The organism is Acidovorax sp. Root402 (assembly GCF_001425125.1).
In the GTDB taxonomy this organism is placed as follows: Bacteria; Pseudomonadota; Gammaproteobacteria; order Burkholderiales; family Burkholderiaceae_C; genus Acidovorax; species Acidovorax delafieldii.
The window spans coordinates 53,204-78,318 of sequence record NZ_LMDQ01000014.1; the positions used below are offsets into that span (position 1 = coordinate 53,204).

The 25,115-nt window shown below is 64.6% G+C and carries 21 protein-coding genes; 7 read left to right on the top strand and 14 right to left on the bottom strand.

The features are described 5' to 3' along the window. Positions 1 to 27 precede the first annotated feature (27 nt). Positions 28 to 636, bottom strand: coding sequence for a glutathione S-transferase family protein (locus ASC83_RS11470; protein WP_056062325.1), 609 nt, complete (start codon positions 634 to 636; stop codon positions 28 to 30). A gap of 94 nt (positions 637 to 730) precedes the next feature. Here ASC83_RS11470 and ASC83_RS11475 point away from each other — a divergent pair, with 94 nt between their 5' ends. Next, positions 731 to 1,684, top strand: coding sequence for a YafY family protein (locus tag ASC83_RS11475; protein ID WP_056062327.1), 954 nt, complete (start codon positions 731 to 733; stop codon positions 1,682 to 1,684). A 102-nt stretch (positions 1,685 to 1,786) separates the two neighbouring features. After that, positions 1,787 to 3,703, top strand: a complete 1,917-nt coding sequence (locus tag ASC83_RS11480) for a DUF3857 and transglutaminase domain-containing protein (RefSeq protein WP_082522430.1) — start codon at positions 1,787 to 1,789, stop codon at positions 3,701 to 3,703. Positions 3,704 to 3,781: 78 nt separating this feature from the next. On the opposite strand, the gene ASC83_RS11485 is transcribed toward ASC83_RS11480, so the two are convergent. The 6 genes from ASC83_RS11485 to kdpF all read right to left on the bottom strand — a co-directional run bounded on the left by ASC83_RS11485 (position 3,782) and on the right by kdpF (position 12,076). Beyond that, positions 3,782 to 4,504 (bottom strand): response regulator, encoded by a 723-nt coding sequence (locus tag ASC83_RS11485; protein WP_056062333.1) that lies wholly within the window; start codon positions 4,502 to 4,504, stop codon positions 3,782 to 3,784. Positions 4,505 to 4,527: 23 nt separating this feature from the next. Then, positions 4,528 to 7,245, bottom strand: coding sequence for a DUF4118 domain-containing protein (locus tag ASC83_RS11490; protein WP_056062336.1), 2,718 nt, complete (start codon positions 7,243 to 7,245; stop codon positions 4,528 to 4,530). Positions 7,246 to 7,312: 67 nt separating this feature from the next. Then, positions 7,313 to 7,930: a potassium-transporting ATPase subunit KdpC gene (kdpC, locus tag ASC83_RS11495; RefSeq protein WP_056062339.1), complete on the bottom strand. Its 618-nt coding sequence runs from the start codon at positions 7,928 to 7,930 to the stop codon at positions 7,313 to 7,315. A gap of 173 nt (positions 7,931 to 8,103) precedes the next feature. Then, positions 8,104 to 10,170 carry a potassium-transporting ATPase subunit KdpB gene (gene kdpB / locus ASC83_RS11500; RefSeq protein WP_056062342.1) on the bottom strand — a complete coding sequence of 689 codons (2,067 nt, stop codon included), beginning with the start codon at positions 10,168 to 10,170 and terminating at the stop codon, positions 8,104 to 8,106. Positions 10,171 to 10,190: 20 nt separating this feature from the next. Continuing rightward, positions 10,191 to 11,984: a potassium-transporting ATPase subunit KdpA gene (kdpA, locus tag ASC83_RS11505; RefSeq protein ID WP_056062346.1), complete on the bottom strand. Its 1,794-nt coding sequence runs from the start codon at positions 11,982 to 11,984 to the stop codon at positions 10,191 to 10,193. Then, entirely contained in the window at positions 11,981 to 12,076 is a 96-nt protein-coding gene (gene kdpF, locus ASC83_RS11510) for a K(+)-transporting ATPase subunit F (RefSeq protein WP_056062349.1), read from the bottom strand. Before kdpF ends, kdpA begins: the two co-directional genes overlap by 4 nt. Positions 12,077 to 12,568: 492 nt before the next feature. Here kdpF and ASC83_RS11515 point away from each other — a divergent pair, with 492 nt between their 5' ends. Continuing rightward, complete coding sequence (locus ASC83_RS11515) at positions 12,569 to 13,471, top strand: DMT family transporter (RefSeq protein WP_056062351.1); 903 nt, start codon at positions 12,569 to 12,571, stop codon at positions 13,469 to 13,471. 22 nt (positions 13,472 to 13,493) lie between these two features. Here the strand turns inward: ASC83_RS11515 and ASC83_RS11520 are convergent, their stop codons facing one another. The 5 genes from ASC83_RS11520 to lptF all read right to left on the bottom strand — a co-directional run bounded on the left by ASC83_RS11520 (position 13,494) and on the right by lptF (position 18,348). Further along, complete coding sequence (locus tag ASC83_RS11520) at positions 13,494 to 14,660, bottom strand: pyridoxal phosphate-dependent aminotransferase (protein WP_056062353.1); 1,167 nt, start codon at positions 14,658 to 14,660, stop codon at positions 13,494 to 13,496. A 67-nt stretch (positions 14,661 to 14,727) separates the two neighbouring features. Continuing rightward, a complete protein-coding gene (locus tag ASC83_RS11525) occupies positions 14,728 to 15,669 on the bottom strand; it encodes a CysB family HTH-type transcriptional regulator (protein ID WP_056062356.1) in 942 nt (313 codons plus the stop codon). Positions 15,670 to 15,741: 72 nt separating this feature from the next. Then, positions 15,742 to 16,113, bottom strand: a complete 372-nt coding sequence (locus tag ASC83_RS11530) for a sirohydrochlorin chelatase (RefSeq protein WP_056062358.1) — start codon at positions 16,111 to 16,113, stop codon at positions 15,742 to 15,744. Between the two features lie 22 nt (positions 16,114 to 16,135). After that, complete coding sequence (gene lptG, locus ASC83_RS11535; RefSeq protein WP_056062363.1) at positions 16,136 to 17,245, bottom strand: LPS export ABC transporter permease LptG; 1,110 nt, start codon at positions 17,243 to 17,245, stop codon at positions 16,136 to 16,138. After that, the gene (lptF, locus tag ASC83_RS11540; protein ID WP_056064961.1) at positions 17,242 to 18,348 is read right to left on the bottom strand and encodes an LPS export ABC transporter permease LptF; all 1,107 of its coding nucleotides are present in this window, start codon (positions 18,346 to 18,348) and stop codon (positions 17,242 to 17,244) included. Before lptF ends, lptG begins: the two co-directional genes overlap by 4 nt. A gap of 23 nt (positions 18,349 to 18,371) precedes the next feature. Here lptF and ASC83_RS11545 point away from each other — a divergent pair, with 23 nt between their 5' ends. From ASC83_RS11545 to ASC83_RS11560, 4 genes are all read left to right on the top strand, one after another. Beyond that, positions 18,372 to 19,928, top strand: coding sequence for a leucyl aminopeptidase (locus ASC83_RS11545; protein WP_056062366.1), 1,557 nt, complete (start codon positions 18,372 to 18,374; stop codon positions 19,926 to 19,928). 6 nt (positions 19,929 to 19,934) lie between these two features. Continuing rightward, the gene (locus ASC83_RS11550; RefSeq protein ID WP_056062368.1) at positions 19,935 to 20,369 is read left to right on the top strand and encodes a DNA polymerase III subunit chi; all 435 of its coding nucleotides are present in this window, start codon (positions 19,935 to 19,937) and stop codon (positions 20,367 to 20,369) included. Continuing rightward, entirely contained in the window at positions 20,369 to 20,962 is a 594-nt protein-coding gene (locus tag ASC83_RS24545; protein ID WP_082522431.1) for a hypothetical protein, read from the top strand. Before ASC83_RS11550 ends, ASC83_RS24545 begins: the two co-directional genes overlap by 1 nt. 131 nt (positions 20,963 to 21,093) lie before the next feature. After that, the gene (locus ASC83_RS11560; RefSeq protein WP_056062370.1) at positions 21,094 to 22,221 is read left to right on the top strand and encodes a branched-chain amino acid ABC transporter substrate-binding protein; all 1,128 of its coding nucleotides are present in this window, start codon (positions 21,094 to 21,096) and stop codon (positions 22,219 to 22,221) included. Positions 22,222 to 22,350: 129 nt separating this feature from the next. Here the strand turns inward: ASC83_RS11560 and ASC83_RS11565 are convergent, their stop codons facing one another. Together ASC83_RS11565 and lexA are read right to left on the bottom strand one after the other, a co-directional pair. Further along, positions 22,351 to 23,358 carry a D-2-hydroxyacid dehydrogenase family protein gene (locus tag ASC83_RS11565; RefSeq protein ID WP_056062374.1) on the bottom strand — a complete coding sequence of 336 codons (1,008 nt, stop codon included), beginning with the start codon at positions 23,356 to 23,358 and terminating at the stop codon, positions 22,351 to 22,353. A 1,066-nt stretch (positions 23,359 to 24,424) separates the two neighbouring features. Next, positions 24,425 to 25,099 carry a transcriptional repressor LexA gene (gene lexA / locus ASC83_RS11575; RefSeq protein WP_056062380.1) on the bottom strand — a complete coding sequence of 225 codons (675 nt, stop codon included), beginning with the start codon at positions 25,097 to 25,099 and terminating at the stop codon, positions 24,425 to 24,427. Positions 25,100 to 25,115: the final 16 nt, after the last annotated feature.

A 25,115-nucleotide genomic window follows, 5' to 3' on the forward strand; every position in this document is an offset into this window, starting at 1 on the left:
AGCACTCTTGATCGACTGAGGGCGTCGTCAGGCCTCGATTTGCATCGCAGGGCGCGCCTGCACCCGCGTCAGCCACGCCTGCACATGCGGGTGTGCATTGACGGGGGCACCCAGGTACACGCTGTAGCCCAGCACCGAGCCCACCACCAGATCCACCAGGGAATAGTCCGCGCCCAGCATCCAGGGTTGGGCGGCCAGGCGGGCATCCAGCAGGGTGAGCAGGTCGTTCAGCCCCGCTGTGGCTGCCTGTGCATGGGCAGGGCTGCGCAGCGCCTCTTCGCCCTGCGTGGCCAACTGCAGGCGCACCAGCACCGTGCCATAGGTCACGTACGCCCAGGTGCACCACGACAGCGCCTGCAACGCCTCGGGCGTACCGGCGGCAGGCCACAGGCCACGCTCGATGCCGTAGCGGTGGCCCAGCCACAGGTGGATGGCCAGGGCCTCGAACATGGGCGCACCGTCCACCGTCAGCGTGGGGACCTTGCCGTTGGGGTTCAGGGCGAGATATTCGGGGCGGCGCTGCTCGCCGGTGCGGATGTCGATCTTCACGCGCTCGTGGGGCACGCCCAGCTCGGTGAGTGCGCAGGCAATCGGGGTGGCGCTGGACATGGAGTGCCAGTAAAGGACGATGGACATGGAAAACTCCTTGGTCGTGGTGGAAGAAAAGGTGGAGTCACTGTAAGAACCATTGCGGACAATTTCAGTCCTCGATTCAACGTACAGTGTCGGCATGCTCAGTTCTTCCACACGCCTGTTGCGCCTGCTGTCCCTGCTGCAAACCCGCAGCCACTGGATGGGCCCCGAGCTGGCCGAGCGGCTGGAAGTGCATCCGCGCACGCTGCGGCGCGACATCGATCGCCTGCGCCAGCTGGGCTACCCGGTGCAGGCCAGCAGCGGCGTGGCGGGCGGCTATGCCTTTCGCGCGGGGCAGGCGTTGCCCCCATTGCTGCTCGACGATGAAGAAGCCCTGGCCGTATCGATCGCGCTGCGCACCGCCACTGCGGGTGCCGTGGGCGGCATTGAAGAGCCCGCCTTGCGTGCCTTGGTGAAACTGGAGCAGGCCATGCCCCTGCGGCTGCGTGAGCAGGTGGACGCGTTGCGCTCCACCATCCTGCCGCTGGACCGCACCGGGCCCGTGGTGGAGGCCTCGCTGTTGGCCACGCTGGCATCGGTCTGCCGCGACCAGTTGCGGCTCGGGTTCTCGTACGAAGACGGCAAGGGGCGCGCCACCCAGCGCGCCGTGGAGCCGCAGGGCATGGTGCACACTGGCATGCGCTGGTACCTTGTGGCGTGGGACTGCGACCGTGGCGATTGGCGCACCTTTCGCATCGACCGCATGGTGGCAAAGCCCGAAGTCGGCGCGCATTTCTCGCCGCGCCCCGGGCCGGACGGCGGCGACCTCAAGGCGTATGTGTCCCGCTCCATCACCGCGGCGCCGCACCCCGACCAGGCGCGGGTGGTGCTGCATGCACCTTATGCAGAAATGGCGCGGCGCATTCCGCAGTCGGCCGGTGTGGTCACGACGCTGGCCAACGGGCAGCAGTGCCAGCTGGAATGTGCGGCCAGCGATGCCCTGGTGTTCTGGCTCATGGCGCTGGACGTGGAGTTTGAGGTGCTGGCGCCCGCGTCGCTGCAGGAGCGGCTGCGCGTGGCGGGAGAGCGGGCGTTGCGTTGCACTGGTTAGGCCTGCGCCGGTGTGGTGCATTTGACTTACCATCCACCGCGGCAGCGCCTTGAGTCTGGCGGGTGTGCGTTGCTGAATATCAAAAATTTGGAGGGAGAAAATATGATCCGTTCCACGAAGGAAGGGCGCTGGTACGCGCGAGGCGCGCTGGCGGGAGTTTTGGCGCTTTCATGGTGCGTCGCCATGGCGCAATCGGGCGATGCGTCGTCTGTGCCGGTGATTTCAAGGCAGCTTCACACGACCTATGACGTTGCCGCAGACGGAAAGTCTTCGGTCACCTTCGCTACAGTCAATCAGATCGTGCATTCCAGTGCGTTGGAGAGGATGAAGTCCTTTTCTTTCTCCTACAGCAGCAGCATTCAGCAGGGCCAGATCGTTGAAGCTTTCACGGAGAAGCCCGACGGCCGCCGCATCGTGGTTCCGCCCAACAACTACCAGACTGAAGTCAGCGACGGGCGCGACGGCAACAAGCCCATGTTCTCGGACCGCTCGCGCATCTCGGTGGTCTTTCCTGATGTGGCCGTGGGTGACTCGGTGGGCGTGATCTACAAGATCGAGGACAAGGTTCCGATGTTTCCTGGGGCATTCTCGACGGTGCAAAGCTTCTCGCCGTACGGTGTGCACCAGGATTCCCGTATTACCGTGCGTGCCCCTCAGGGTTTGAACTTGCGCTTTGAGGCACATGACCTCAAGGAGCAATCTGCCACCGTGCAAAGTGATGTGGTGGTGCGCGAATGGCGCTATCAGAACCCTGTGCCGCGCAGATGGGACGAGGCGGATGCCGGAATCTGGCGGCTGGAAGAGACGCCCGTTTTATTGGTCAGCACCTTCCCGGACTACGAGAGCATCGCCAAGGCCTATGGCGACCGCGCACTGCCCAAGGCGCAGCCCACACCGCGTGTCCGGGCGCTGGCTGAATCAATTGTTGGCAACCAGGCAATTCCGCGTGAGCGCGCGAGGCTGCTGTACGAGTGGGTCTCCACCCAGATCACTTACGGTGGCAACTGCATTGGCGTGGGTGCGGTGGTCCCGCGTGATGTCGATGTGGTGCTGGACAACAAGATGGGTGACTGCAAGGACCACGCTACGCTCCTGCAGGCGCTGCTGGCCGCCGTTGGCGTCCACAGCGAGCAGGTGCTGATTAACTCGGGAAGCCTTTACGACCTGCCCGCAACGCCCGTCGTTTCCACCGTGAACCATGTCATCAACTACCTGCCTGATTTCGGCGTGTATTTGGACGCAACGGCGAAGCAGATTCCGTTTGGCTACCTGCCGGAAGATGCTTACGCAAAGCCTGTGATCCACGTGCGTGAGGGCAAGGCGCTGGCGCAGATTCCTGCGGGCAACCCAGCCCACACGGAACAGCGGATGCACATGGCGCTGAAGCTTGCGGCCAACGGCGGCGCGACAGGCACGCTGCAGGTGCAGATGAAAGGCGCCAAAGCTGCTTACTTGCGTGATTACATGCGCAAATTGCAAGGCGAGAGTGAGCGTGACTTCGTGAAGAAAGTCCTGTCTTCGTCCGGCTGGAAGGGCAAGGGGACGGTCGACAAGGGCGACCTGTCTGGTAGCAAGCTGCTGTCGGACCAGTATGCCTTCAGCATTGCTTTCGATATCGACAACTACCTGTCGTCCAGCGCGCAAGGGGCCTTCCACCTCGGGCCTGTGATCTCCCTGCCCTTGTCGATCTCCAGGCTGGGAGGTGAGCACGAGGACGTCGCGCCGCGCCGCCGCAGCACATGCTTTGGGTACTCGAGCTACGAGACCTACGATCTGGAGCTGGTGCCCGGCGTGGCCTTCACGCAGGTACCTCCCAATATGAAGACGCGAAACAAGCTGATCAATTACAACAGCTCGTATCAGCGAACCAAAAGCGGCTTCAAGGTTGTGCGCGAGCTCAAGGACGCGACGCCGGACGGTATCTGCAGCGCAGAGTACTTGGCGCAATGGAATACGGAGGTCAAGCCGATTTCGGACCATCTACAGCAACAGGTCTTCTACAAGCGTAAAAGCCGTTAACGCCGCTCAAGCCCTGGTCTGCATGCTGCAGGCCGAGCGCGGCATGGTGGTGCTGGTGTAACTCTTGAAGGCCGGGCTTTAGGGTACGAACCGGTACCCGATACCCGCCTCAGTCCGCAAGTGCCGAGGCATGGAGGCGTTGTCCTCCACCTTCTTGCGCAGGTTGGCCATGTGCACGCGCACGTAGTGCGTGTCTTCAGCATGGCCTGGGCCCCATACGGCCTTGAGCAGCTGGGCGTGGGTGATGACGCGGTCGGGCTGGGAGGCCAGATAGGTGAGCAGCTTGTATTCGATGGGCGTGAGGTGCAGGGCCTCGCTGCCATCGCCTTCGCCATTGCTTTGCGTGCGGCGCTCTACCGTGCGGCGGGCAAGGTCCACGGTGATGGCGCCGAACTGGATGACGGGTATCGCCTCTGGGCTGGAGGCCCGCTGGCTACGCCGCAGCTGCGCGCGCACGCGGGCCATCAGCTCGCCCGAGCCAAAGGGCTTGACGAGGTAGTCGTCGGCCCCTGCGTCCAGCGCCGCGATCTTGCTGGCTTCGGCGCTGCGGGCCGAGAGCACGATGATGGGCATCGCCGACCAGGTGCGCAGGTCTCGGATCAAGTCCACGCCATCCCCGTCGGGCAGACCCAGGTCCAGCACCACCAGGTCGGGGCGGCGGGTACCGGCCTCGATCAGGCCGCGCTGCAGGGTCGCGGCCTCGTGCACGGTGTGGCCTTCGGTCTCCAGCGTCAGGCGCACAAAGCGGCGAATATCGGCTTCGTCTTCAACGATGAGGATGTGCGTGGGCAGGTCGGTCATGGCATGGCATGGATGCAAGGGTGTCAGGCGTTGGCGTCATCGCCCAGGTCGGTGGGCGGTGTGCCGCGTGGCAGCAGCAGCGTAAAGCGCGCCCCGGCAGCCTGGCCTTGAGCGTTCAAGATCGTATCGCCCCGGATGCTGCCACCATGCGCCTGCACGATGGCGCGGCAGATGGCCAGGCCCAGGCCCACACCGGGCGTGGCGCTTTCGCGGGCGCCGCGCTCGAACTTTTCAAACAGCAACTCTTCGCGGCCTTTGGGCAGGCCGGGGCCTTCATCGGTGAGGGTCAGTGCCACCGCGTCGCTTTGGGGCTGCGCGCTGATGTGGATGGTGGTGTCTGCGGGCGTGTACTTGGCGGCGTTTTCCAGCAGGTTGACCAGCACGCGCTCCATCAGCACGGCATCGATCTGCAGCAGCGGCAGGTCGTCGGGCAGAGTCACTTCGACCCGGTGCGTTGCTATGGCCGGGGCGCTGGCGGCGAGGGCGCTGCCCACCACTTCTTCCAGCGGCTGCCAGGCCTTGTTGAGCTGCACGGCCCCAGCCTCCAGGCGGGCCATGTCCAGCAGGTTGTTGACCAGCGCGCTCATGCGCTGGGCCGATTGCTGGATGGCGCCGGTCAGTTCTTGTTGATGGGCAGGCAGGGGCGGCTGCACCATGGCCAGTGATTCGGCAAGGCCGACCAGCGAGGCCAGCGGCGTGCGCAAATCGTGCGAGATGGCCGAGAGCAGCGAGTTGCGCAGCCGCTCGGACTCGATCTGCACCGTGCTCTTTTGTGCCACGTCGATGTAGTGGATGCGTTCCAGCGAGATGGCCAGCAGCGATGCACAGGTCTGCAGCAGGCGGCGCGGTTCCACCCCAGGCACCTCTCCTTGGGGCATGGCCACCACCAGCACGCCACGGATGCGCATGGGCGCCTTGAGCGGCAGCACCAGCGTGGGGCTGGAGTGCAAGGTGTCGGTGCCCCGGCCTGCGGGCTCGCCGCGCTCGAATGCCCATTGCGCCACGGCCATGTCCACGGGGGCGGTGCCTCCGGGCAGCACCTGCAGGCGGTTGTCATCGTCGGCCACCACCAGCGTGCTGCCTGCGCTGAACTCGCCCGTGATGAAGCGTGCGCCAATCTCGGCCACCTGTTCGGGCAGCAGGGCGGCAGACAGGTCACGCGCCATGTCGTACAGGCTGCGCACGCGGTGTTCGCGGTCGGTGGCGGCCTCGGCCTGTACCTTGAGCCCGGCGGTGAGCTGGCCCACCACCAGGGCCACCACCAGCATCACGGCAAAGGTGACGACGTACTGCGCGTCGCTCACCGCAAAGTTGAAGCGGGGCGGCACAAAGAAGAAATCAAAAAACCCCACGCCCAGGAACGCCGCCATGATGGCCGGGCCGCGACCAAAGCGCAGCGCCACCCCCACCACCACCAGCAAAAACAGCATGACGATGTTGGTCAGCTCCAGCACGTTGGCCAGCGGTGTGGCAATGACGGCGGCAATGCAGCAGGCCAGGGCGGCGGCGATGTAGCCGGGCCAGAATGCAGCGCGGGGGGCTGCGGTGCTGGTGCGGGTGGTTTTGCGTTCGGTGGTGTCGGCGCTGCGGCTGGGCAGTGTGCCCACCTGCAGCAGGTCCAGGTCGCTGGCACTTTGTCCGATCTGCTCGGCCAGCGTGGCCTGCCACGGCCAGCGCCGGGTGCTGCGCCCCATGACCACACGCACAAGGTTGTGTTCGCGCGCATAGCGCACCAGGGCCTGGGCGGGCTGGGCTGCGGGCAGCACGGCGCAGGCGGCGGCGCCCAGTTGCTGCGCGATCTTCAGCGTACGCTCCACCTGCGGGTGCAGGGTGGCCGACTGGCCTTGCTGCTCGGGCGTTTCCACATGCACGGCGTGCCACGGCAGGTCGAGCTGGGCGGCCAGGCGGGCGCAGCTGCGCACCACCTTTTCGGCGTTGTCGCCCGTGCCCACGCAGGCCAACAGGGCCTCGCGGTTGGGCCACACGGCCTCGGCGCTGGTGCTGCTGGCGCGGCGGTAGGCGCGCATTTCGTCGTCCACGCGGTCGGCGGTGCGGCGCAGGGCCAGCTCACGCAGGGCCAGCAAGTTGCCTTTGCGAAAGAAGTTGGCAGCGGCACGCTCTGCCTGCTGGGGCAGGTAGACCTTGCCGGCTTTCAGGCGCGCCAGCAGCTCGTCGGGCGGCAGGTCGACCACCACCACTTCGTCAGCAGCGTCAAAAAACTGGTCGGGCACCGTCTCCCACACGCGGATGCCGGTGATGCCGCTGACGATGTCGTTCAGGCTCTCCAGGTGCTGCACGTTCATGGTGGACCACACGTCGATGCCTGCGGCCAGCAGCTCTTCGGCGTCTTGCCAGCGTTTGGGGTGGCGCGATCCGGCCACATTGCTGTGGGCCAGCTCGTCCAGCAGCACCAGGCCCTCGGGGTTCGCAGCGCCCCAGGCCAGGGCGGCGTCCAGGTCAAACTCGGGCAGGGTGCGGTCTTTGTAGGGCAGGGCGCGCAGCGGCAGGCGCGGCAGGTGTGCGGTTAGCGCCTCGGTGTCGGTGCGGCCATGCGTTTCGACCACGCCGATGGTGACGGGCAGGCCCTGCGCCTGTGCCGCCCGGGCGGCGGACAGCATGGCAAAGGTCTTGCCCACCCCGGCGCAGGCGCCAAAAAACACCTTGAGCCGCCCGCGCTGCTGCTGGGCCTGCTCTTGCTGGATGCGCTGCAGCAGCGCGTCGGGGTCGGGGCGATCCTGCATGGGCACAGTGTATCCACCAATTTGATGTCGAATAGGCCTCAAGCGCTAGTATCAATTGCGCTGATAGCTATTTATTTGATAGCGAATCGAGTGCCAGATTCAAGGCCAAAACGTTCACACGCGGCTCACCCAACAGGCCCAGCCAGGGGGTGTCGGTGTGCTGCTGCACCAAGGCTTGCACTTGTCCCACGGGCAGGCCCCTGGCACGGGCCACGCGTTCGCTCTGGTAGGCGGCGGCTGCCGGGCTGATGTGTGGGTCCAGCCCGCTGGCCGATGTGGTGACCAGGTCCACAGGCACTGGGCGGGTGTTGCCCGGGTCGGCAGCACGCAGGGCTTCAATGCGCGCCTTGACGGCATCGGTCAACGCCGGGTTGGTGGGGCCCAGGTTGGAGCCGCCCGAGGCCGATGCGTTGTAGGGCATGGGCGCTGTGGCCGATGGGCGGCCCCAGAAGTGGCCGGGCTCGCTGAACGACTGGCCGATCAGCTCGGAGCCCACCGCCTTGCCACCCTGGGTGATGAGGCTGCCGTTGGCTTGGTGCGGGAAGGCCGTTTGTGCGACACCGGTCACGGCCAGCGGGTAGAGCAGGCCGGTGACGAGGGACAGCACGACAAACAGCGTGAGGGCAGGGCGCAGCAGGCCGCCTGGGCTGGCGGGCACGTCGTCGCGGGGGATACGGATAGGCATACGATTTTCCTTTCAATGAAATTCCGGGAGCTGCGCATCAGACTGGCGCTGCTCAGGCGAGGGGACACCGAGCAAGGGCCGCCCCGCAGCGAGGGTGTCGTCCCGCTCCCCGCGTAGCGCAGCGAAGCGAGAGGAGGGGGAAGGCGCGAAGCGACACAGGGGGAGGCCCTGGTTCAGGTCAACCCGGCTGCGGCCAGCACCATGTCAATCAACTTGATGCCAATGAATGGCACCACCATGCCCCCCAGCCCATAAATGGCCAGGTTGCGGCGCAGCAGTGCGGCGGCACCCACGGCGCGGTAAGTCACGCCTTTCAGGGCCAGTGGGATCAAAAAGATGATGATCAGCGCGTTGAACACCACGGCCGACAGGATGGCCGACGAGGGGCTGGCCAGGTGCATGAAGTTCAGGGCCGACAGCTGCGGGTAGGTGGTGACAAACGCCGCCGGGATGATCGCGAAGTACTTGGCGATGTCGTTGGCAATGCTGAAGGTGGTGAGCGAGCCGCGCGTCATCAGCATCTGCTTGCCGGTCTCCACGATCTCGATGAGCTTGGTGGGGTTGCTGTCCAGGTCCACCATGTTGCCCGCCTCCTTGGCGGCCTGGGTGCCGGTGTTCATGGCCACGGCCACGTCGGCCTGGGCCAGGGCGGGCGCGTCGTTGGTGCCGTCGCCGGTCATGGCCACCAGTTGCCCGGCCGCCTGGTAGCTGCGGATGAGCTGCAGCTTGGCCTCGGGTGTGGCCTCGGCCAGAAAGTCGTCCACACCCGCCTCGGCCGCAATCGCGGCGGCCGTCAGGCGGTTGTCGCCCGTCACCATCACGGTCTTGATGCCCATGCGGCGCAGCTCGGCAAAACGCTCCTTAATGCCGCCCTTGACAACGTCTTTGAGCTCCACCACGCCCAGCACATGGGCACCATCGGCCACCACCAGCGGGGTGCTGCCACGGCGCGATACATCGTCCACTGCGGTCTGTACGGCGGTGGGGAAGCGCCCGCCCAGGGCTTCCACATGCTTGCGGATGGCGTCGGCCGCGCCCTTGCGGAGCAGGCGGGCGCCGGGCAGGTCTACACCACTCATGCGGGTTTGCGCCGTGAACGGCACAAACACCGCCTGCAGGCTGGAGAGATCACGTTCACGCAGGTTGAACTTCTGCTTGGCCAGCACCACGATGCTGCGGCCTTCGGGGGTTTCGTCGGCCAGCGATGCGAGCTGGGCGGCATCGGCCAATGCGGCATCGGTCACGCCGGGGGCAGACACGAACTGACTGGCCTGCCGGTTGCCCAGGGTGATGGTGCCGGTCTTGTCCAGTAGCAGCACGTCCACGTCGCCTGCGGCCTCCACCGCGCGGCCCGAGGTGGCAATCACATTGGCCTGCATCATGCGGCTCATGCCCGCCACGCCGATAGCGCTGAGCAAGCCTGCAATCGTGGTAGGGATCAGGCACACCAGCAGCGCCACCAGCACCACCAGGCTCACAGGCTCGCCCGCGCCGCTGGCCTGCACGCTGAACAGCGAGAACGGCAGCAGCGTAACCACCACGCCCAGGAACACGATGGTCAGCGCCACCAGCAGGATGGTCAGCGCGATCTCGTTGGGTGTCTTGTGGCGCTTGGCGTTCTCCACCATGGCGATCATGCGGTCGACAAAGGTCTCGCCGGGGTTCACGGCCACGCGCACCACGATCCAGTCGGACAACACGCGGGTGCCGCCGGTCACGGCCGAGAAGTCTCCGCCCGATTCGCGGATCACCGGGGCCGATTCGCCCGTGATGGCGCTTTCGTCCACCGAGGCCACGCCGTCGATCACCTCGCCATCGGCGGGAATGGTGTCACCGGCTTCCACCAGCACCACATCGCCCTTGCGCAGGTGGGCGGCCTCCAGCGGCAGCCAGGTCATGGCAGTGCGCGGGGTGGTGCGGTCAAACTGGCCGTCCAGCTTTTTGGCCCAGGTCTGCTTTTTGAGGCCGCGCAGCGAGGCCGCCTGGGCCTTGCTGCGGCCTTCGGCCATGGCCTCGGCAAAGTTGGCAAACAGCACGGTGAACCACAGCCACAGCGCCACGGCAGCGGTGAAGCCCTCGGGCTTGCTGGCGGCCAGCGCGGTGGTGAAGGCGCTGCCCACGTACACCACAAACATCACCGGGTTGCGCCATTGCACGCGCGGGTCCAGCTTCTTGAAAGCCTCCAGCAGCGCGGGGCGTACCAGGGCGGGGTCAAACAGGGTCAATGTTTTGCGAGTCATCACAATCTCCCAGCCATTTCTTAACGGGGTGTGAGCACGAGATGCTCTACCACCGGGCCCAGCGCGAGGGCGGGCACATAGTTCAGCAAGCCCACCAGCAGCACCACGCCCGCCAGCAGTGCCACAAACAGCGGGCCGTGGGTGGGCAAGGTGCCATCGGTGGCGGTGGCGCGCTTCTTAGCGGCGAGGGACCCAGCCATGGCCAGCACCGGCACGATCACGCCAAAGCGGCCCAGCCACATGGCCACGGCCAGCAGCACGTTGTAGAAAGGGGTGTTGGCCGACAGGCCTGCGAAGGCGCTGCCGTTGTTGTTGGCGGCAGAAGACAGCGCATACAGCACCTGGCTGAAGCCGTGTGCGCCGGGGTTGGAGAGGCCTGCGCGGCCTGCCTCGCTCATCACCGCCACGGCCGTGCCCAGCAGCACCAGCAGGGGGGTGACGAGGATGGCGATGGCAACGAGCTTCATCTCATGTGTCTCGATCTTCTTGCCCAGGTACTCGGGCGTGCGGCCAATCATCAGCCCGGCGATGAACACCGCCATGATGGCGAACACCAGCATGCCGTACAGGCCCGAGCCGACACCGCCAAACACCACCTCGCCCATCTGCATCAGCACGAGGGGCACCATGCCGCCGAGGGGGGTGAAGCTGTCGTGCATGGCAATCACCGCGCCGCAGCTGGCGGCTGTGGTGATCACTGCGAACAGGGCCGAGGTGGCAATGCCAAAGCGCGTTTCCTTGCCTTCCATGTTGCCGCCCGCCTGCAGTGCGCTGGCGGCCTGGTCCACACCCAGCGATGAAAGCAGCGGGTTGCCCTGCTGCTCGAAGGCGGTGGCTGCTACTACTGCGACCACGAAGAGCAGACTCATCGTTGCCAGAATCGTCCAGCCCTGGCGCTCATCGCCCACCATGCGGCCAAACACCAGGCACAGCGCAGCTGGGATCAGGAAGATCGCCAGCATCTGCAACAGGTTGCTCGCGGCCGAGGGGTTCTCGAACGGGTGGGCCGAGTTGGCGTTGAAGAAGCCGCCACCGTTGGTGCCCAGCATCTTGATGGCCAACTGCGAGGCCACGGGGCCCATGGCCAGCGTCTGGGTGGTTTGTGTGGCGGGTTCCGTCACCGGGGCGCCCTGGGCGTCCAGCACAGGCTGGCCTGCGCTATCGAGCTTGGGGGCGTCGTAATGCACGGCCTCCAGCGTCTGCACTTCGGTATAGGGCGACAGGTTCTGGATCACGCCCTGGCCTGCAAACACCACGGCCAGCACCAGCGACAGGGGCAGCAGCACCCACAGCGTGGCGCGGGTCAGGTCGGCCCACACATTGCCAATGGATTGTGCTGAGTGCCTTGAAAAGCCACGCACCAGCGCGATGACCACCACCAAGCCCGTCGCGGCAGACAGAAAGTTCTGCACCGTCAACGCCAGCATCTGCGTGAGGTAGCTCATGGTGCTTTCGCCGCCATAGCCCTGCCAGTTGGTGTTGGTGACAAAGCTGATGGCGGTGTTGAAGGCCGAATCGGGTGCCACCGCAGCCATGCCCTGAGGGTTGAGCGGCAGCACGGCTTGCCAGCGCTGCAGCGCATACACCGCCAGCACGCCCAGGCCATTGAACACCAGCAGGCCCAGCGCGTAGCGCAGCCAGCCGGCTTCTTCATCGGGCCGCACGCCTGCCAGTCGGAACAGCGGGCCTTCCAGCCGCCGCCCCAGCGCAAAGCGGCCTGCCATCACGGTGTCGATATAACGCGCCAGCGGCCATGCCAGCGTTAGCAGCAGTGCCATGAACACTGCCAATTGCAGCCAGGCACCGGTGCTCATGAAAAGTCCTCCGGCCGCAGCAGCACGGCGATCAGGTACACCAAAAGCGCAGCGGCGAGCACGGCCGCCAGAATCATCCAGCCGCTGGTCATGACCGCCCCCCTTGTGCTTGGCGTTGCAGCAGCGCGCAACCCTTGGCCAAACCATAGACGGCCAGCCAGAGCAGGCCTCCCACCGCCATCAATATCCAGTCCATAGCGTCCTCCTTGAGACATGGACCGATGCTAGGAACGGCCGCATCAAGATGGGCGCAAGAGTGCGGTGCGGGGTATCAAGATCGCATCAAGATGCACGGGCGCCAGGTCTGGTTGGCAGAAAGATGTATGACAGTTTGCTATTGAATTTATAGCTGTATGCGCATGATATTCAAGCGCTACAGACCATTTCTATTCAGAGTTTTGCCTTGAAGCGCGGGTTTACTGGTTCTCGCACCGGTTTCGGGCGTCAGCACGCCCGGCAGGTGTGGCGCACCTTGAGGTCTGTCCGTTCTCCCAATGGTTCATAAGAGAACGCTCGCATCGGCCTGAAGCAAAGGCGTGTGCAAGGTGCGATCATCCCCAACCTGCATCACGCTTCTGTTCTCCATGACCCAGGCCACACCGCTCCGTCCCAGCGCTTCCAGTCCGCTCGATTCTTTCGTCCCTCTGCTGTTTGTGGCGCTCTGGAGCACCGGCTTTATCGGCGCCAAGCTGGGGCTGCCGTATGTGGAGCCGCTGACCTTTCTGGCGCTGCGGTTTGCCATCGTCATCGTGCTCATGCTCGCGGTGGTGGCCGTAGCCCGTGCACCCTGGCCGCCGTCGGGCAGGGCCTGGCTGCACATCGGGGTGTCGGGCCTGCTGGTGCACGGCGTGTACCTGGGCGGTGTGTTCATGGCCATCGGGCACGGGCTGCCGTCGGGCATCACAGCGCTGGTGGTGGGCTTGCAGCCGCTGCTGACAGCCCTGGTGGCCGGGGCTTTGCTGGGCGAGAAGGTGCGGCCTGCCCAATGGGCGGGCCTGGCCCTGGGCTTCACCGGCGTGGCGCTGGTGGTGGCCGGCAAGGTGGCTACCGTGCCGGCGGGTGCTTTGCTGGGCATGCTGCTGCCGGCGGTGGTCGCGCTGCTGGGCATCACGGCGGGCACGCTGTACCAGAAGCGGTTTTGCCCCTCGTTCGACTTGCGCACGGGCTCGGTGATCCAGTACCTGCCGTGTGCGGTGGCCATGGCTGCGGTCGCCTACGCCACCGAATCCATGGCCATATCGTGGACCGGCGAGTTTGTGTTTGCGCTGGGCTGGCTGGTGCTGGTGCTCTCACTGGGGGCCGTGAGCCTGCTCAACCTGCTCATCCGCCGGGGCGGCGCGGTCAATGTGGCCAGCCTGTTCTACCTGACCCCGCCCACCACAGCGCTGATCGCCTGGGCGATGTTTGGCGAGACGCTCAGCGGCTGGGCGCTGGCGGGGATGGCGCTGGCGGCTGCGGGGGTGTGGCTGGCGCGGCAGACGAAGTAAGAGCCCTGGAGGGCCCTGCGGATCACAGCTTGCGCAGCCGCTCCAGCGCCGCCCGCAGCGTCTCATCCTTCTTGGCGAAGCAGAACCGCACCACACGCTGGTCAAACCCGTCGCCATAAAACGCCGACAACGGAATCGCCGCCACGCCCACCTCGCGGGTGAGCCACTGGCAGAAATCAGCCTCGTTCAAATCACTGATCGCCGAGATGTCCACGCACTGGAAGTAGCTGCCCGTGCTGGGCAGCAGCTTGAAGCGCGAGCCTGCCAAGCCCTCGCGGAACAGGTCGCGCTTGGCCTGGTAGAACGCGGGCAGCTGCAGGTAGGGCGTGGGGTCTTGCAGGTAGGCGGCCAGGCCGTGCTGCACGGGGGTGTTGACGGTGAACACATTGAACTGGTGCACCTTGCGGAACTCGGCCGTCAGTGCGGCAGGGGCGGCCACGGTGCCGACCTTCCAGCCGGTGACATGGAAGGTCTTGCCAAAGCTCGACACGATGAAGGCACGCGCGGCGAGGCCCGGAAAGCGCGCGGCGCTCTGGTGCTCGACACCGTCGAACACCATGTGTTCGTACACCTCGTCGCTGATGAGCAGGATGTCGGTGGGGGCGAGCAGATCTTCCAGCTGGCGCATTTCCTCGGCCGTCCAGATGGTGGCGCTGGGGTTGTGCGGGCTGTTGATGAGGATGGCGCGGGTGCGGGGCGTGATGGCCGCGCTGATCTTGGCAAAGTCAGGGCGGAAGGTGCCGGGCGTGAGCGGTACGCGCACGGCCTTGCCACCGGCCAGCTCGATGTTGGGCACATAGCTGTCGTAGCACGGGTCGAGCACGATCACCTCGTCACCCGCGTGCACGATGGCCAGGATGGCGGTGATGATGGCCTGCGTGGCACCGGCGGTGATGGTGATTTCGGTGTTGGGGTTGTAGGCGCGGCCATGCAGTGCCTCGATCTTGCGGGCCACGGCTTCGCGCAGGGCGGGCACACCGGTCATGGGCGGGTACTGGTTGTGGCCGGCTTGCATGGCGGCGGTGACGGCGTTCACCAGCTCGGGCGCGCATTCAAAGTCAGGAAAGCCCTGGCCCAGGTTCACCGCCTTGTGTTCGGTGGCCAGCGCCGACATCACGGTGAAGATGGTGGTGCCGACGTTGGGCAGCTTGCTGGGGAAGGCGGGTGTGCGGGCGGTGGAGGAGGTCATGGCGCAGCAGCTTGGAAAACGGGGGAATTCTGGAAGGGTTCAGGGTGCTTCTCGGGCTGAACGGAGGTCACAGCTCGTAGTCGTTGACATGGCCCGTCATCGCACGGGCAATCAGCTCGCGGCTCAGGCGGTCGCTGAGCAGCTCGGCAAACTTGTAGACAAAGTTGCGCAGGTAGGCGCCGCGCTTGAAGGCCACGCGGGCCACGCTCTGGCCGAACAGGTGGCCCACGGGGCGCACGGCCAGGTCGCCCACCGGGTCGTCGCGCATGGCCATCTCGGCCACGATGCCGATGCCCAGGCCCAGGCGCACATAGGTCTTGATCACGTCAGAGTCGATGGCTTCGAGCACGATGCGGGGCGTGAGCTTGCGCGCCGCAAAGGCGTGGTCGATCTTGCCCCGGCCGGTGAAGGAGGGGTGGTAGGTGATCAGCGCTTCGTGCGCGAGGTCGTCCAGACCGATGCGTTCCTTTTGCGCCAGAGGGTGGTCGTTGGGCACCACCAGCACGTGCTGCCATTCGTAGCAGGGCAGGGTGACGAGTTCGGGGTAGTCAGCCAGGGATTCGGTGGCCATGCCGATCTCGGCCACCTCGTCGATGATCATGCGGGCCACTTCGTGCGGTGTGGCCTGGTGCAGGCTCACGTTGACCTTGGGGTAGGCCTCGCGCAGGCGGGCCACAGGCACCGGCAGCACGTAGCGCGCCTGGGTGTGGGTGGTGGCGATGCTGAGGGTGCCGCTGTCTTGCGCGCTGAACTGCTCGCCAATGCGCTTCAGGTTACCCACCTCGCGCATGATGACTTCGATGCTTTTGAGCACATGCTGGCCGGGCTCGGTGATGCGCTTGAGGCGTTTGCCGTGCCGGGCGAAGATGTCCACGCCCAGTTCTTCTTCCAGCTCGATGATGGCTTTGGAGACGCCTGGCTGCGAGGTATGCAGGGCCTTGGCGGCCTCGGTCAGGTTGAGGTTGCGGCGCGCAGCCTCTTGAACGAAGCGGAATTGGTGCAGATTCATATCGAATATCGCCTAAAGGATTGCATCATTATGCTGCAATCGTCTAAGCGAATGAACCGCACCCCAGAAATTTCAGAGCGGCGGGCTTTCGCAGGCGATCTCTGCCATCAAGGCCGTCATGCGTGGATCCTCCCCGATGGCGGCCTGGATGTGGAATTGCACGGCGGGGTGGGCGGTGCGCAGCTCCTGCACCAGCAGGGGCAAATCCTCCCGGGCGTGTTTGCCGGTGCCCAGAAACATCGGAACCACTGTGACGGCGGTGGCCCCATCTGCTACCAATTGCCGGACGGCGTCCGGCAGGGCCGGTTCACACAGTTCCAGATAGGCGCAGATGGCTCGGCGGTCTGGACTTTGGGACGCAATGCGCGTTGCGACTGCCTCCATGGGGGCGCGCCACAGGGGGTCGCGGGACCCGTGGGCAAACAGGACAATGGCGTGGGTCATGGGGCGGGGCGAGGTCAGGGTGTCAGCGTCTCAGCACCAGCCAGCCAAAGGCCGCCAGCGAGAGCAGGGAGTAGATCAGGCCGGGCGCTGCCGCTGTCAGCCATGGCGACCAGTTTTGCAGGTTGCCCGCATAGCCAAAGACGTTGTTGAGCAGGAAGAAGCTGATGCCCGCCATCACGCCGCCGAACACGTAGCCCGCGATGCCGCCCGAGCGGAAATGCAGGTACGCAAAAGGCAGCGCCAGCACCACCATCACCAGACAGCTCAAGGGGTAGAACACCTTGCGCCAGAACTCGATCTCGTACTTTTGGGCGGACTGGCCGTTGGCGTTCAGGTGCCGAATGAACTGAAAGAGGTCCAGTGTGGCCATGCGATCGGGCTTGAGCAAAGAGGCCGCCACCATGTCGGCACTGATCTTGGTCGGCCACTGCAGGGAGGGGCTTTCCAGGTGCTCCACGCGGGCCTCGTTCTTGTCGCTTTGCTGTTCAAAGTGACTGCGCTGCACCTTCTCCAGGGTCCACGCTCCATCCGAGCCGAACTGCCCTGACGCGGCCCGCGTCTGCGAAGCCAGGCGGCCCTTGTCGTCAAACTCGAAGATGCGCACGTCCAGCATGCCGCCATTGGGGGTGAGCGCGCGCACGTTGACGGCAAAGGAGTGGTCTTCCTGCCGCTCTTTGAGCCATGCGCCCGTGGCGCCTGCTGTCAGCCGCCCCAGGTAGCGCACCTTAATGAGCTGGGCGGTGCGGTCCGTCAGGGGGGCCAGGTAGTCACCGACAGCAAAGGTCAGTAGCACGAAGACGCCACCCAGCGTGAGCAGCGTGCGCAGCGCCCGCCAGGGGCCCATGCCGCTGGTGCGCATGATGGTGAACTCCGAGCTTTGGGCCAGGCGGGCCATCACAAAGATGGTGCCGATCAGCACGGTGATGGGCAGCAGTTCGTACAGGTGGCTGGGAATGCTGAGCACCACAAACAGCAGCGCGTGCGATAGCTGGTAGCCATCCTCCCCCGCACGGCCCACCCAGCGGAGTTCATCCACCAGGTCAAAAAAGAAGAACAGGGCCAGAAAGCCCACAGTGACGAAGGTGACGGCGCCGAGCGCCTCACGGTGGATCAGGCGGCGGATGGTTTTCATGCGGACTGCCCTCCGGTGCGCAGGGACTGCCATAGCCGGCCCGTCGTCCATTGGTTGTGTCGGACAGCAAGCACCAGCAGTGAGGCCGCCAGCATGCCGCCGTGCAGCAGCACCATGAAACTGGTCAGGCCCAGCCGGTCCGCGCCCACCCAGCTCTGGCCCAAGGTCATGAGGTTGTAGTAAACGATGAAGGCAAACAGCGCAAACACCATGCTCGTGCTGCGCGCTGCGCGTGGGTTGACGCTGGCCACGGCCAGACCCAGCAGCACAAAGTTGAGCGCGGCCAGTGCCAGGCCGAGGCGCCAGCCCAGCTCGGCGCGGTAGGCCGGCAGCGGCCGCATCACGAGGTCGTAGGTCGTGCGTGTCTTCACCGCCAGTTCTTCCGCCGCACCTGGGGCTGCACTACCGATGCGGGTGCCGTACAGGCTGAACTCGCTGATCTTCACGCCGGGCTTGTCCCGCGAGGTCTCCAGGCGCTGACCGTCGCTCAGCAGGGCCATGCGTTCACCGCCCTGGGTCTCCAGCCGGGCGCTGCGGGCGGAAGTGACGGATTCGCGTTTGCCGTCATTGGCGGCAATGAAGACGTTGTTGGCGGCCTGCGTGTCTGGGGTGTCCTTGTCGATGAAGAACACCCGGCTGCCGTTGGACGACTCCTGGAACTCGCCCGGTGCAATGCGGTCGATGTCGCTGCGCTGCTCGTAACGGGTCTTGAGCTCCTGGATCTGGGAGTTGGCCCAAGGCCACACCAGCAGCGACAGTACGGCAATCACCACCATCACCGGCCAGGCAAAGCGCAGCAGGGGTCGCACCAGACTGATCAGGCCGCGCCCGCTGGCGAACCAGATCACCATTTCGCTGTCGCGGTACATGCGCGATAGCGTGCCGACCACCGCAATGAACAGACTGAGGCTCAGAATGGTGGGCAATTGCCCCAAGACGGTAAAGCCCATGACGAGCATCACGTCGGACGGGCTGACACTGCCCTTGGAGGCCTGGCCCAGCGTGCGGATGAGCATCATGGTCATGACCACGGTCACCAGCACCACAAGGGTCGCGCCGAAGCTGCGCGCCAGCTCCTTGCGGATGGATGAATCGAATAACATTGGCTGGAAGGAAAACACCAATTATGAACTTTGATCTCAAGACCCTTGAACTTGCTGCGGCAGCCTCGGAGAAATGCGACCTGCTGATCGTCCTGCTTCCCGAGGGCTTCAAGCCGGGCAAGGACGCGCTTTCTGCCCTGGCGGCCTTGGCACTCAAGAACGGAGATCTGACTACCAAGGCAGGCAAACACCTGCAGCTGTACCAGGTGCCTGCCGTTGCAGCCCGCCGCGTGGTGCTGGTGGGGTTGGGCGATGGGTCGGCGCGCGCAACGCGCCAGGCGCTGCAGGCACTCGGTGGTGCCATCAAGGCGCCGCAGACCAAGCGCGTGGTGCTGTGTTTTGCCGGCGCAGCCCCGGCGGCGTCTGTCAGCGCGGCCGTGCAGGCGGTGGCAGACGTGAGCTATGTCTACACCACCACCAAGACCAAGGTGGAGGCACGCAGCCTGAGCCGCTGTGTGGTGGGTGTGCCCGATGCCGCCGGTGCGCGTGACGGGTTTGACAGCGGGGTCGCCCTGGTCGCTGGTGTGGAGTTTGCGAGGGAGTGGGGCAACCGCCCAGCCAACCACGCCACCCCCAGCCTGCTGGCGGATGCGGCCAAAACCCTGGCCAAGCTGCCACGCATCCAGTGCAAGGTCCATGGCCCGGCAGAGGTGGCGCGTCTGGGCATGGGCGCCTTCATGGCTGTGGCAAAGGGCTCTGAAGAGCCCCTGCGTTTCATCGAGCTGCGCTACAACGGCGCTGCCAAGGACCAGGCACCCATCGTGCTGGTGGGCAAGGGCATCACCTTTGACACCGGCGGCATCTCGATTAAGCCCGCGCCCGAGATGGACGAGATGAAATTCGACATGTGCGGCGCTGCCAGCGTGCTGGGCACCTTCCGCACGCTGGGCGAACTGCAGCCTGCCGTCAATGTGGTGGGCCTGATCCCCGCCTGCGAAAACATGCCGGACGGGCGTTCTGTCAAACCTGGCGATGTGGTCACCAGCATGAGCGGCCAGACCATCGAGATTTTGAACACCGACGCGGAGGGGCGCCTGGTGTTGTGTGATGCGTTGACCTATGCAGCGCGATTCAAGCCTGCTGCCGTGGTAGACATTGCGACGCTGACCGGCGCCTGCGTGATCGCTCTGGGGGGCGTACGCAGTGGTCTGTTTGCCAATAACGACGGTCTGGCGGAGTCCTTGCAGGCGGCTGGTGAGGCCGCGCAAGACCTCTGCTGGCGCATGCCGCTGGACGATGACTACGCAGACGGCCTCAAGACCAACTTTGCCGATATGGGCAACGTGGCGGGCCGTGCGGGTGGCTCCATCACCGCTGCCAAGTTCTTGCAAAAGTTCGTCGGCGACATGCCCTGGGCTCACCTGGACATTGCGGGCACTGCCTGGAAGGGAGGCGCGGCCAAGGGTTCCACAGGACGCCCGGTCGGCCTGCTGGTGCACTATGTGCTGGAGCAGTCCAGGTCGCAGGTCCGACAAGCCAAGGCACCCAAGTCCGCGTCACGCTCCGTGACCAGGACGGCCGCTGCTGGAGCTGTGGGCAAGCCAGCCGCCAAGCGGTCCTCCAGCACCAAGGCTGCGTGACGCGTCATGACCGAGGTAGCCTTTCACTTCAACGCACCCGACAAGCTGGCCTACGCATGCCGGTTTGCGCGCAAGGTGCAGCGCAGCGGGGCTCGTTTGGTCATTGCCGCGCCTGCGGATGCGCTTCAGGCGCTGGACCGCATGCTCTGGTTGTTGGCCCCGCAGGACTTTGTGGCCCATTGCCACGCCGACTCGGACGAGGAGCTGGTTCAGGCCTCTCCGGTGTTGCTGGCGCAGGATGCACGCCTGGCACCGCATCACGAAGTGCTGTTAAACCTGAATGCGGAAGTCCCGGAAGGTTTTGGCCGGTTTGACCGTCTGGTCGAAGTGGTAAGCGCCCAGGACGAAGCCGACCGTGCCCAGGCGCGTGCGCGTTGGCGCCACTACGCGTCCCGGGGTTACGCCATTACCCGCCATGATCTGGTGTTGAAAGCGGGCTGATGGCGCTCCCACCCAAAACCCCTCCGCGGTTTGTACCCACGCTCACCGAAGTGGTGCAGGTGCCTGGCGTGGCGCCCCTCGCGCCGGGGGCTTCAAATCCGGCGGCCCGCACCACCGTCCTGTCGCCGTCGCAGTCTGTGGCGTTGGCCAGGCCTGCATTGCCCACTGCGCGACCGGCTGGTGCGGCGCAGGTCGCTGCGCCCCCCGCCACAGAGCGTCCTGTGGCCTCTCCGGTGGCTGCGCCAATCCCTGTGGCCGCTCCCCCGGCATCACGTTCTACGTTATCCCATGTCCAACCTCGCCCGGCGGTTCATGCTGCCACCCCTGCTGGCCCAAAGCCAGGGGCTGCGCCCGTTGCGGCCCGCGCCTTGCCAGAGGGGATGGAGGAGTACATGGTGCACCGCGTCATGCAGCGCGTGGATGTAGTGCTGGACCAGCGCTTGCGCGAAGCAATCGCCACAGTGGTGCAGGAGCAGACGCGGTCAGTGCTTCCGCGTCTGCGCGAAGAGATCGAATCGGTGGTACGGCATGCGGTGTACGAGGCGGTGGCGGACGAGCTGGCCAGTGGTGCGCCCCCTGTGGCCAAGGGATGACAGGGTATTCCCCTGTGGTTTCTCTTGCGTTTAATCGTGTTCCCTAATGATCTGGCCCGTAAATTGCGATATGTTCGCCTGCGTTGAGACACAAGAAGATTCTCAGCGTTTATCTTTACTGGAGATTTGATATGCAATTGAAGTTGAAACTGACCGTGGTTGCTGCTATCGCGGCTGTTGCTGGTGTGGCCTCTGCACAAGAGCAGGTGGTCAAGATCGGCCACGTGGCTCCGGTTTCCGGCGCCCAAGCCCACTACGGCAAGGACAACGAAAATGGCGCCCGCATGGCCATTGAAGAGCTGAACGCTCAAGGCGTCACCATCGGCGGCAAGAAGATCAAGTTCGAGCTGCAGGCTGAAGATGACGCTGCCGATCCAAAGCAGGGCACTGCTGCCGCACAAAAGCTGTGCGACTCCAAGGTCGCTGGCGTTGTAGGCCACCTCAACTCCGGTACGACGATCCCCGCCTCCAAGGTGTACAACGATTGCGGCATCCCCATGGTGACGGGCGCTGCGACCAACCCCAACCTGACCAAGCCTGGCTACAAGACCACGTTCCGTATCATCGCCAACGACAACGCCCTGGGCGCTGGTCTGGCTTTCTACGCTGTGGACACGCTGAAGCTCAAGACCGTTGCCATCATCGATGACCGTACTGCTTACGGCCAAGGTGTTGCCGACGTGTTCAAGAAGACCGCTACGGCCAAGGGCATGAAGGTGGTGGACGAGCAGTTCACGACCGACAAGGCCACGGACTTCATGGCCATCCTGACCGCCATCAAGGCCAAGAACCCTGATGCCGTGTTCTACGGTGGTATGGACCCTCAAGCCGGTCCCATGCTGCGCCAGATGGAACAGCTGGGCATGGCCAACGTCAAGTACTTCGGTGGTGACGGCGTCTGCACGTCCGAAATCGCCAAGCTGGCTGCCGGTGCCAAGACCCTGGCTAACGTGATCTGCGCGGAAGGCGGCTCCTCGCTGGCCAAGATGCCTGGCGGTACGGCCTGGAAGGCCAAGTACGACGCCAAGTACCCCAACCAGTTCCAGGTGTACAGCCCCTACACCTATGACGCCACGTTCCTGCTGGTGGACGCTATGAAGCGCGCCAACTCCGTGGACCCCAAGGTGTACGTGAACGAACTCGCCAAGTCCAACTTCAAGGGCGTGACCTCCACCATCGCCTTCGAACCCAACGGCGAAATGAAGAACCCAGCGATCACGCTGTACGTCTACAAGGACGGCAAGAAGACACCTCTGTAATTGGAGTGTTGCTTTCTGCTGCGGGGCATTTCGGTGCCTTGCAGCAATCGCAAAAAAGGCTTCCCTCGGGAAGCCTTTTTTAATTGCGCGGTGTAGTCAGCGTTGCCAACGCCGCAACGGTTTGATCGGTTAGCGCCTGACTTGTAGCGAGCCAGGATTCACGATGTTGGTAGGCGTGCCTTTGATGAAATTCACCACATTGTCGAAAGCTGCACCAAAGTAGAGCTCGTAGCTGTCCTGCTCCACGTACCCGATGTGTGGCGTGCAGATGCAGTTTTCCAGGCGGAGCAGGGCGTGGCCTTGCAGGATGGGTTCGCTCTCAAACACGTCCACGGCCGCCAGGCCCGGGCGACCCCGGTTGAGTGCTGCGATGAGCGCGTCGGGTTCAATCAATTCTGCACGGGACGTGTTGACCAGCAGCGACGTGGGCTTCATGCACGAGAGGTCTTCAAGCGAGATGATGCCGCGCGTTTCGTCGTTCAGGCGCAGGTGCAACGAGATCACGTCGCACTGCGAAAAAAACTCTTCGCGCGTGGCGGCAGCCTGGTACCCATCCGTCAGCGCCTGCGCGCGTGAGGCTTCACGCCCCCAGACGCGCACGTTCATGCCAAACGTCCGTCCATAGCCCGCCACCAGTTGTCCGATGCGACCATAACCCCAGATACCCAGTGTTTTACCCCGCAGCACGCTGCCGACTCCGAAGTTGGGGGGCATGGACGCGGTCTTGAGACCGGACTGCTGCCAAGCGCCATGCTTGAGGTTGGAGATGTACTGGGGCAGGCGGCGCATGGAGGCCATCACCAGGGCCCAGGTCAGCTCGGCGGGAGCCACGGGGGAGCCGACCCCTTCTGCCACCGCGATCCCCCGCTCGGTACATGCCGCTACATCAATGTGGCTCCCAATCTTGCCAGTTTGGGCAATGAGCTTGAGCCGCGGGAGCTTTTCAACCAGTTGGCGTGTGATCTGGGTCCGTTCGCGGATCAGCACAATGATGTCGGCGTCTTTGAGTCGCACCGAAAGCTGCCCCAGCCCTTTGACCGTGTTGGTGTACACCTTGGCGGTGTATGCGTCGAGCCGAGAGGCGCAATGCAGCTTGCGCACTGCATCCTGGTAATCGTCAAGGATCACAATATTCATGCCGACATTGTGCCTTGACGGGCGCAGGGGAATGCCATAGGGGCCGTGCTGGGCATACCAAAGCCTGCGGTTTTTTGGTGACTGAGTGCTGCATGGGCCCCGCAGACGTACTTCTTGCACTGCGCGTGCACGGAAGTCCGCATTCAGAGAGTGCCATGCACCACGACTGCTGCAGCTCGGTGCGGATTTTTGGACCTGCCGGTGCCCCGGTGTTAGACGTTTGCGGATCGAGAACTGCCCGACATTGCCGCAGCCCTGGTGCGCGGGGCGTAGAAGAGGGCTTGGCGCTCGTGCCGCCTGCTGCGCTTTGCGAATCAGGCCCGGAGCGCCTCGGATGCTGCCAGGCGGTCCAGCTCTGCGCACACATCGGCCATGCGGCCAGCAATTACCAGGCGGCAGGTGCCTGTGTCAGAGGCCCGGCGCAGCACCCGGGTGGATTGTGGTGGGCAGTGGTCTGCACCCACTGACGCCAAAAAGGCTTGTCGTTTGCTGCCGGCCATGTGTGTTGGCAGGAAGGAGCGGTGGGGGGCAGCGGATCTGGTCGGGCTTTCTGGCGTTCGTACTGGAGGTTTGGCGGTAAAGGGCCAATTTCCGCGCAATGGACGTTGTGCCTGGGGCTCTGTGGAGTTGCTGGGAACCAGGGCTTGGGCTTCGTCGCTGCGGGAGGCCGATGCTGGGGCGTTGCCTGGCCTGGCACGTCTCATGCCGACTGGCTGTGCCTGCAGGTCCAGTCGGTCTTTGGGTGCACTGGCTGGGTTGGCAAGCAGCTTTTTAAGACTGCGAAAAGGGTTCTGCACAGCAGACAGGGTGAACAAAGCAATTCCCATGTGAAAACTCCGAAAGTCGGTGGTTGAACATAGGCAGGATTGCAAAGTGGTCGAACACCAGTGCAGACAGGCGCAGTGCGAGTTGATCCCTCGACAGTGCAGACAGCTGCTCCGCCGATCCATCAAGCATTGCCTGAGAGGCCTTGGCATTCAACGGGACCTGCACCGCAGGGCTGGTGAATCGGTTGTATCCGTTCACCAAACGCCCGCCACCCACGGTGCGGCCCCTGGGGCACACGCTACATCAGCATGGTGTTGCGGATAAGTCCCACTGCCAGTCCTTCGATTTCGAAAGGCTCGCCGGGCTGCACCACGATCACGGGATAGTCGGGGTTTTCGGGCAGCAACTCGATGGCAGTGGCTGTGCGGCGAAGTCGCTTGACGGTGACATCATCGCCCAGGCGGGCCACGATGATCTGACCATTGCGAGCCTCACGGGTGGACTGCACAGCGAGCAAGTCACCGTCCATGATGCCGGCGTCGCGCATGGACATGCCCCGCACCTTGAGCAAGTAGTCGGGCTTGTGTTGGAAGAGGCTGTTTTCCACGCTGTAGGTCTGGTCCACATGTTCCTGCGCGAGAATGGGCGACCCCGCAGCCACCCGACCTACCAGGGGCAAGACCAGCTGCGACAGACCCGGGATGGGCAGACTGAATTGGTTGCCACGGGCTGCGTTGATGGAGCGCACTGTGTCTCCGCGCAAGCGGATGCCGCGCGAGGTGCCGCTGACCAGTTCGATCACCCCTTTGCGGGCCAGGGCCTGCAGGTGCTCTTCTGCCGCGTTGGCTGACTTGAAACCCAGCTCGGCCGCGATTTCTGCGCGGGTGGGAGGCGCGCCGGTGCGTGCGATGGCGGTCTGGATGAGATCCAGAATCTGCTGCTGGCGGGCGGTGAGTTTGGGGTTGTCGAGCATGGTGGTTTCCGGTGCA

Coding starts and splice junctions, on each gene's coding strand:
- ASC83_RS11470 (WP_056062325.1), bottom strand. CDS start 636: ATGTCCATCGTCCTTTACTGGCACTCCATGTCCAGCGCCACCCCGATT.
- ASC83_RS11475 (WP_056062327.1), top strand. CDS start 731: ATGCTCAGTTCTTCCACACGCCTGTTGCGCCTGCTGTCCCTGCTGCAA.
- ASC83_RS11480 (WP_082522430.1), top strand. CDS start 1,787: ATGATCCGTTCCACGAAGGAAGGGCGCTGGTACGCGCGAGGCGCGCTG.
- ASC83_RS11485 (WP_056062333.1), bottom strand. CDS start 4,504: ATGACCGACCTGCCCACGCACATCCTCATCGTTGAAGACGAAGCCGAT.
- ASC83_RS11490 (WP_056062336.1), bottom strand. CDS start 7,245: ATGCAGGATCGCCCCGACCCCGACGCGCTGCTGCAGCGCATCCAGCAA.
- kdpC (WP_056062339.1), bottom strand. CDS start 7,930: ATGCCTATCCGTATCCCCCGCGACGACGTGCCCGCCAGCCCAGGCGGC.
- kdpB (WP_056062342.1), bottom strand. CDS start 10,170: ATGACTCGCAAAACATTGACCCTGTTTGACCCCGCCCTGGTACGCCCC.
- kdpA (WP_056062346.1), bottom strand. CDS start 11,984: ATGAGCACCGGTGCCTGGCTGCAATTGGCAGTGTTCATGGCACTGCTG.
- kdpF (WP_056062349.1), bottom strand. CDS start 12,076: ATGACCAGCGGCTGGATGATTCTGGCGGCCGTGCTCGCCGCTGCGCTT.
- ASC83_RS11515 (WP_056062351.1), top strand. CDS start 12,569: ATGACCCAGGCCACACCGCTCCGTCCCAGCGCTTCCAGTCCGCTCGAT.
- ASC83_RS11520 (WP_056062353.1), bottom strand. CDS start 14,660: ATGACCTCCTCCACCGCCCGCACACCCGCCTTCCCCAGCAAGCTGCCC.
- ASC83_RS11525 (WP_056062356.1), bottom strand. CDS start 15,669: ATGAATCTGCACCAATTCCGCTTCGTTCAAGAGGCTGCGCGCCGCAAC.
- ASC83_RS11530 (WP_056062358.1), bottom strand. CDS start 16,113: ATGACCCACGCCATTGTCCTGTTTGCCCACGGGTCCCGCGACCCCCTG.
- lptG (WP_056062363.1), bottom strand. CDS start 17,245: ATGAAAACCATCCGCCGCCTGATCCACCGTGAGGCGCTCGGCGCCGTC.
- lptF (WP_056064961.1), bottom strand. CDS start 18,348: ATGTTATTCGATTCATCCATCCGCAAGGAGCTGGCGCGCAGCTTCGGC.
- ASC83_RS11545 (WP_056062366.1), top strand. CDS start 18,372: ATGAACTTTGATCTCAAGACCCTTGAACTTGCTGCGGCAGCCTCGGAG.
- ASC83_RS11550 (WP_056062368.1), top strand. CDS start 19,935: ATGACCGAGGTAGCCTTTCACTTCAACGCACCCGACAAGCTGGCCTAC.
- ASC83_RS24545 (WP_082522431.1), top strand. CDS start 20,369: ATGGCGCTCCCACCCAAAACCCCTCCGCGGTTTGTACCCACGCTCACC.
- ASC83_RS11560 (WP_056062370.1), top strand. CDS start 21,094: ATGCAATTGAAGTTGAAACTGACCGTGGTTGCTGCTATCGCGGCTGTT.
- ASC83_RS11565 (WP_056062374.1), bottom strand. CDS start 23,358: ATGAATATTGTGATCCTTGACGATTACCAGGATGCAGTGCGCAAGCTG.
- lexA (WP_056062380.1), bottom strand. CDS start 25,099: ATGCTCGACAACCCCAAACTCACCGCCCGCCAGCAGCAGATTCTGGAT.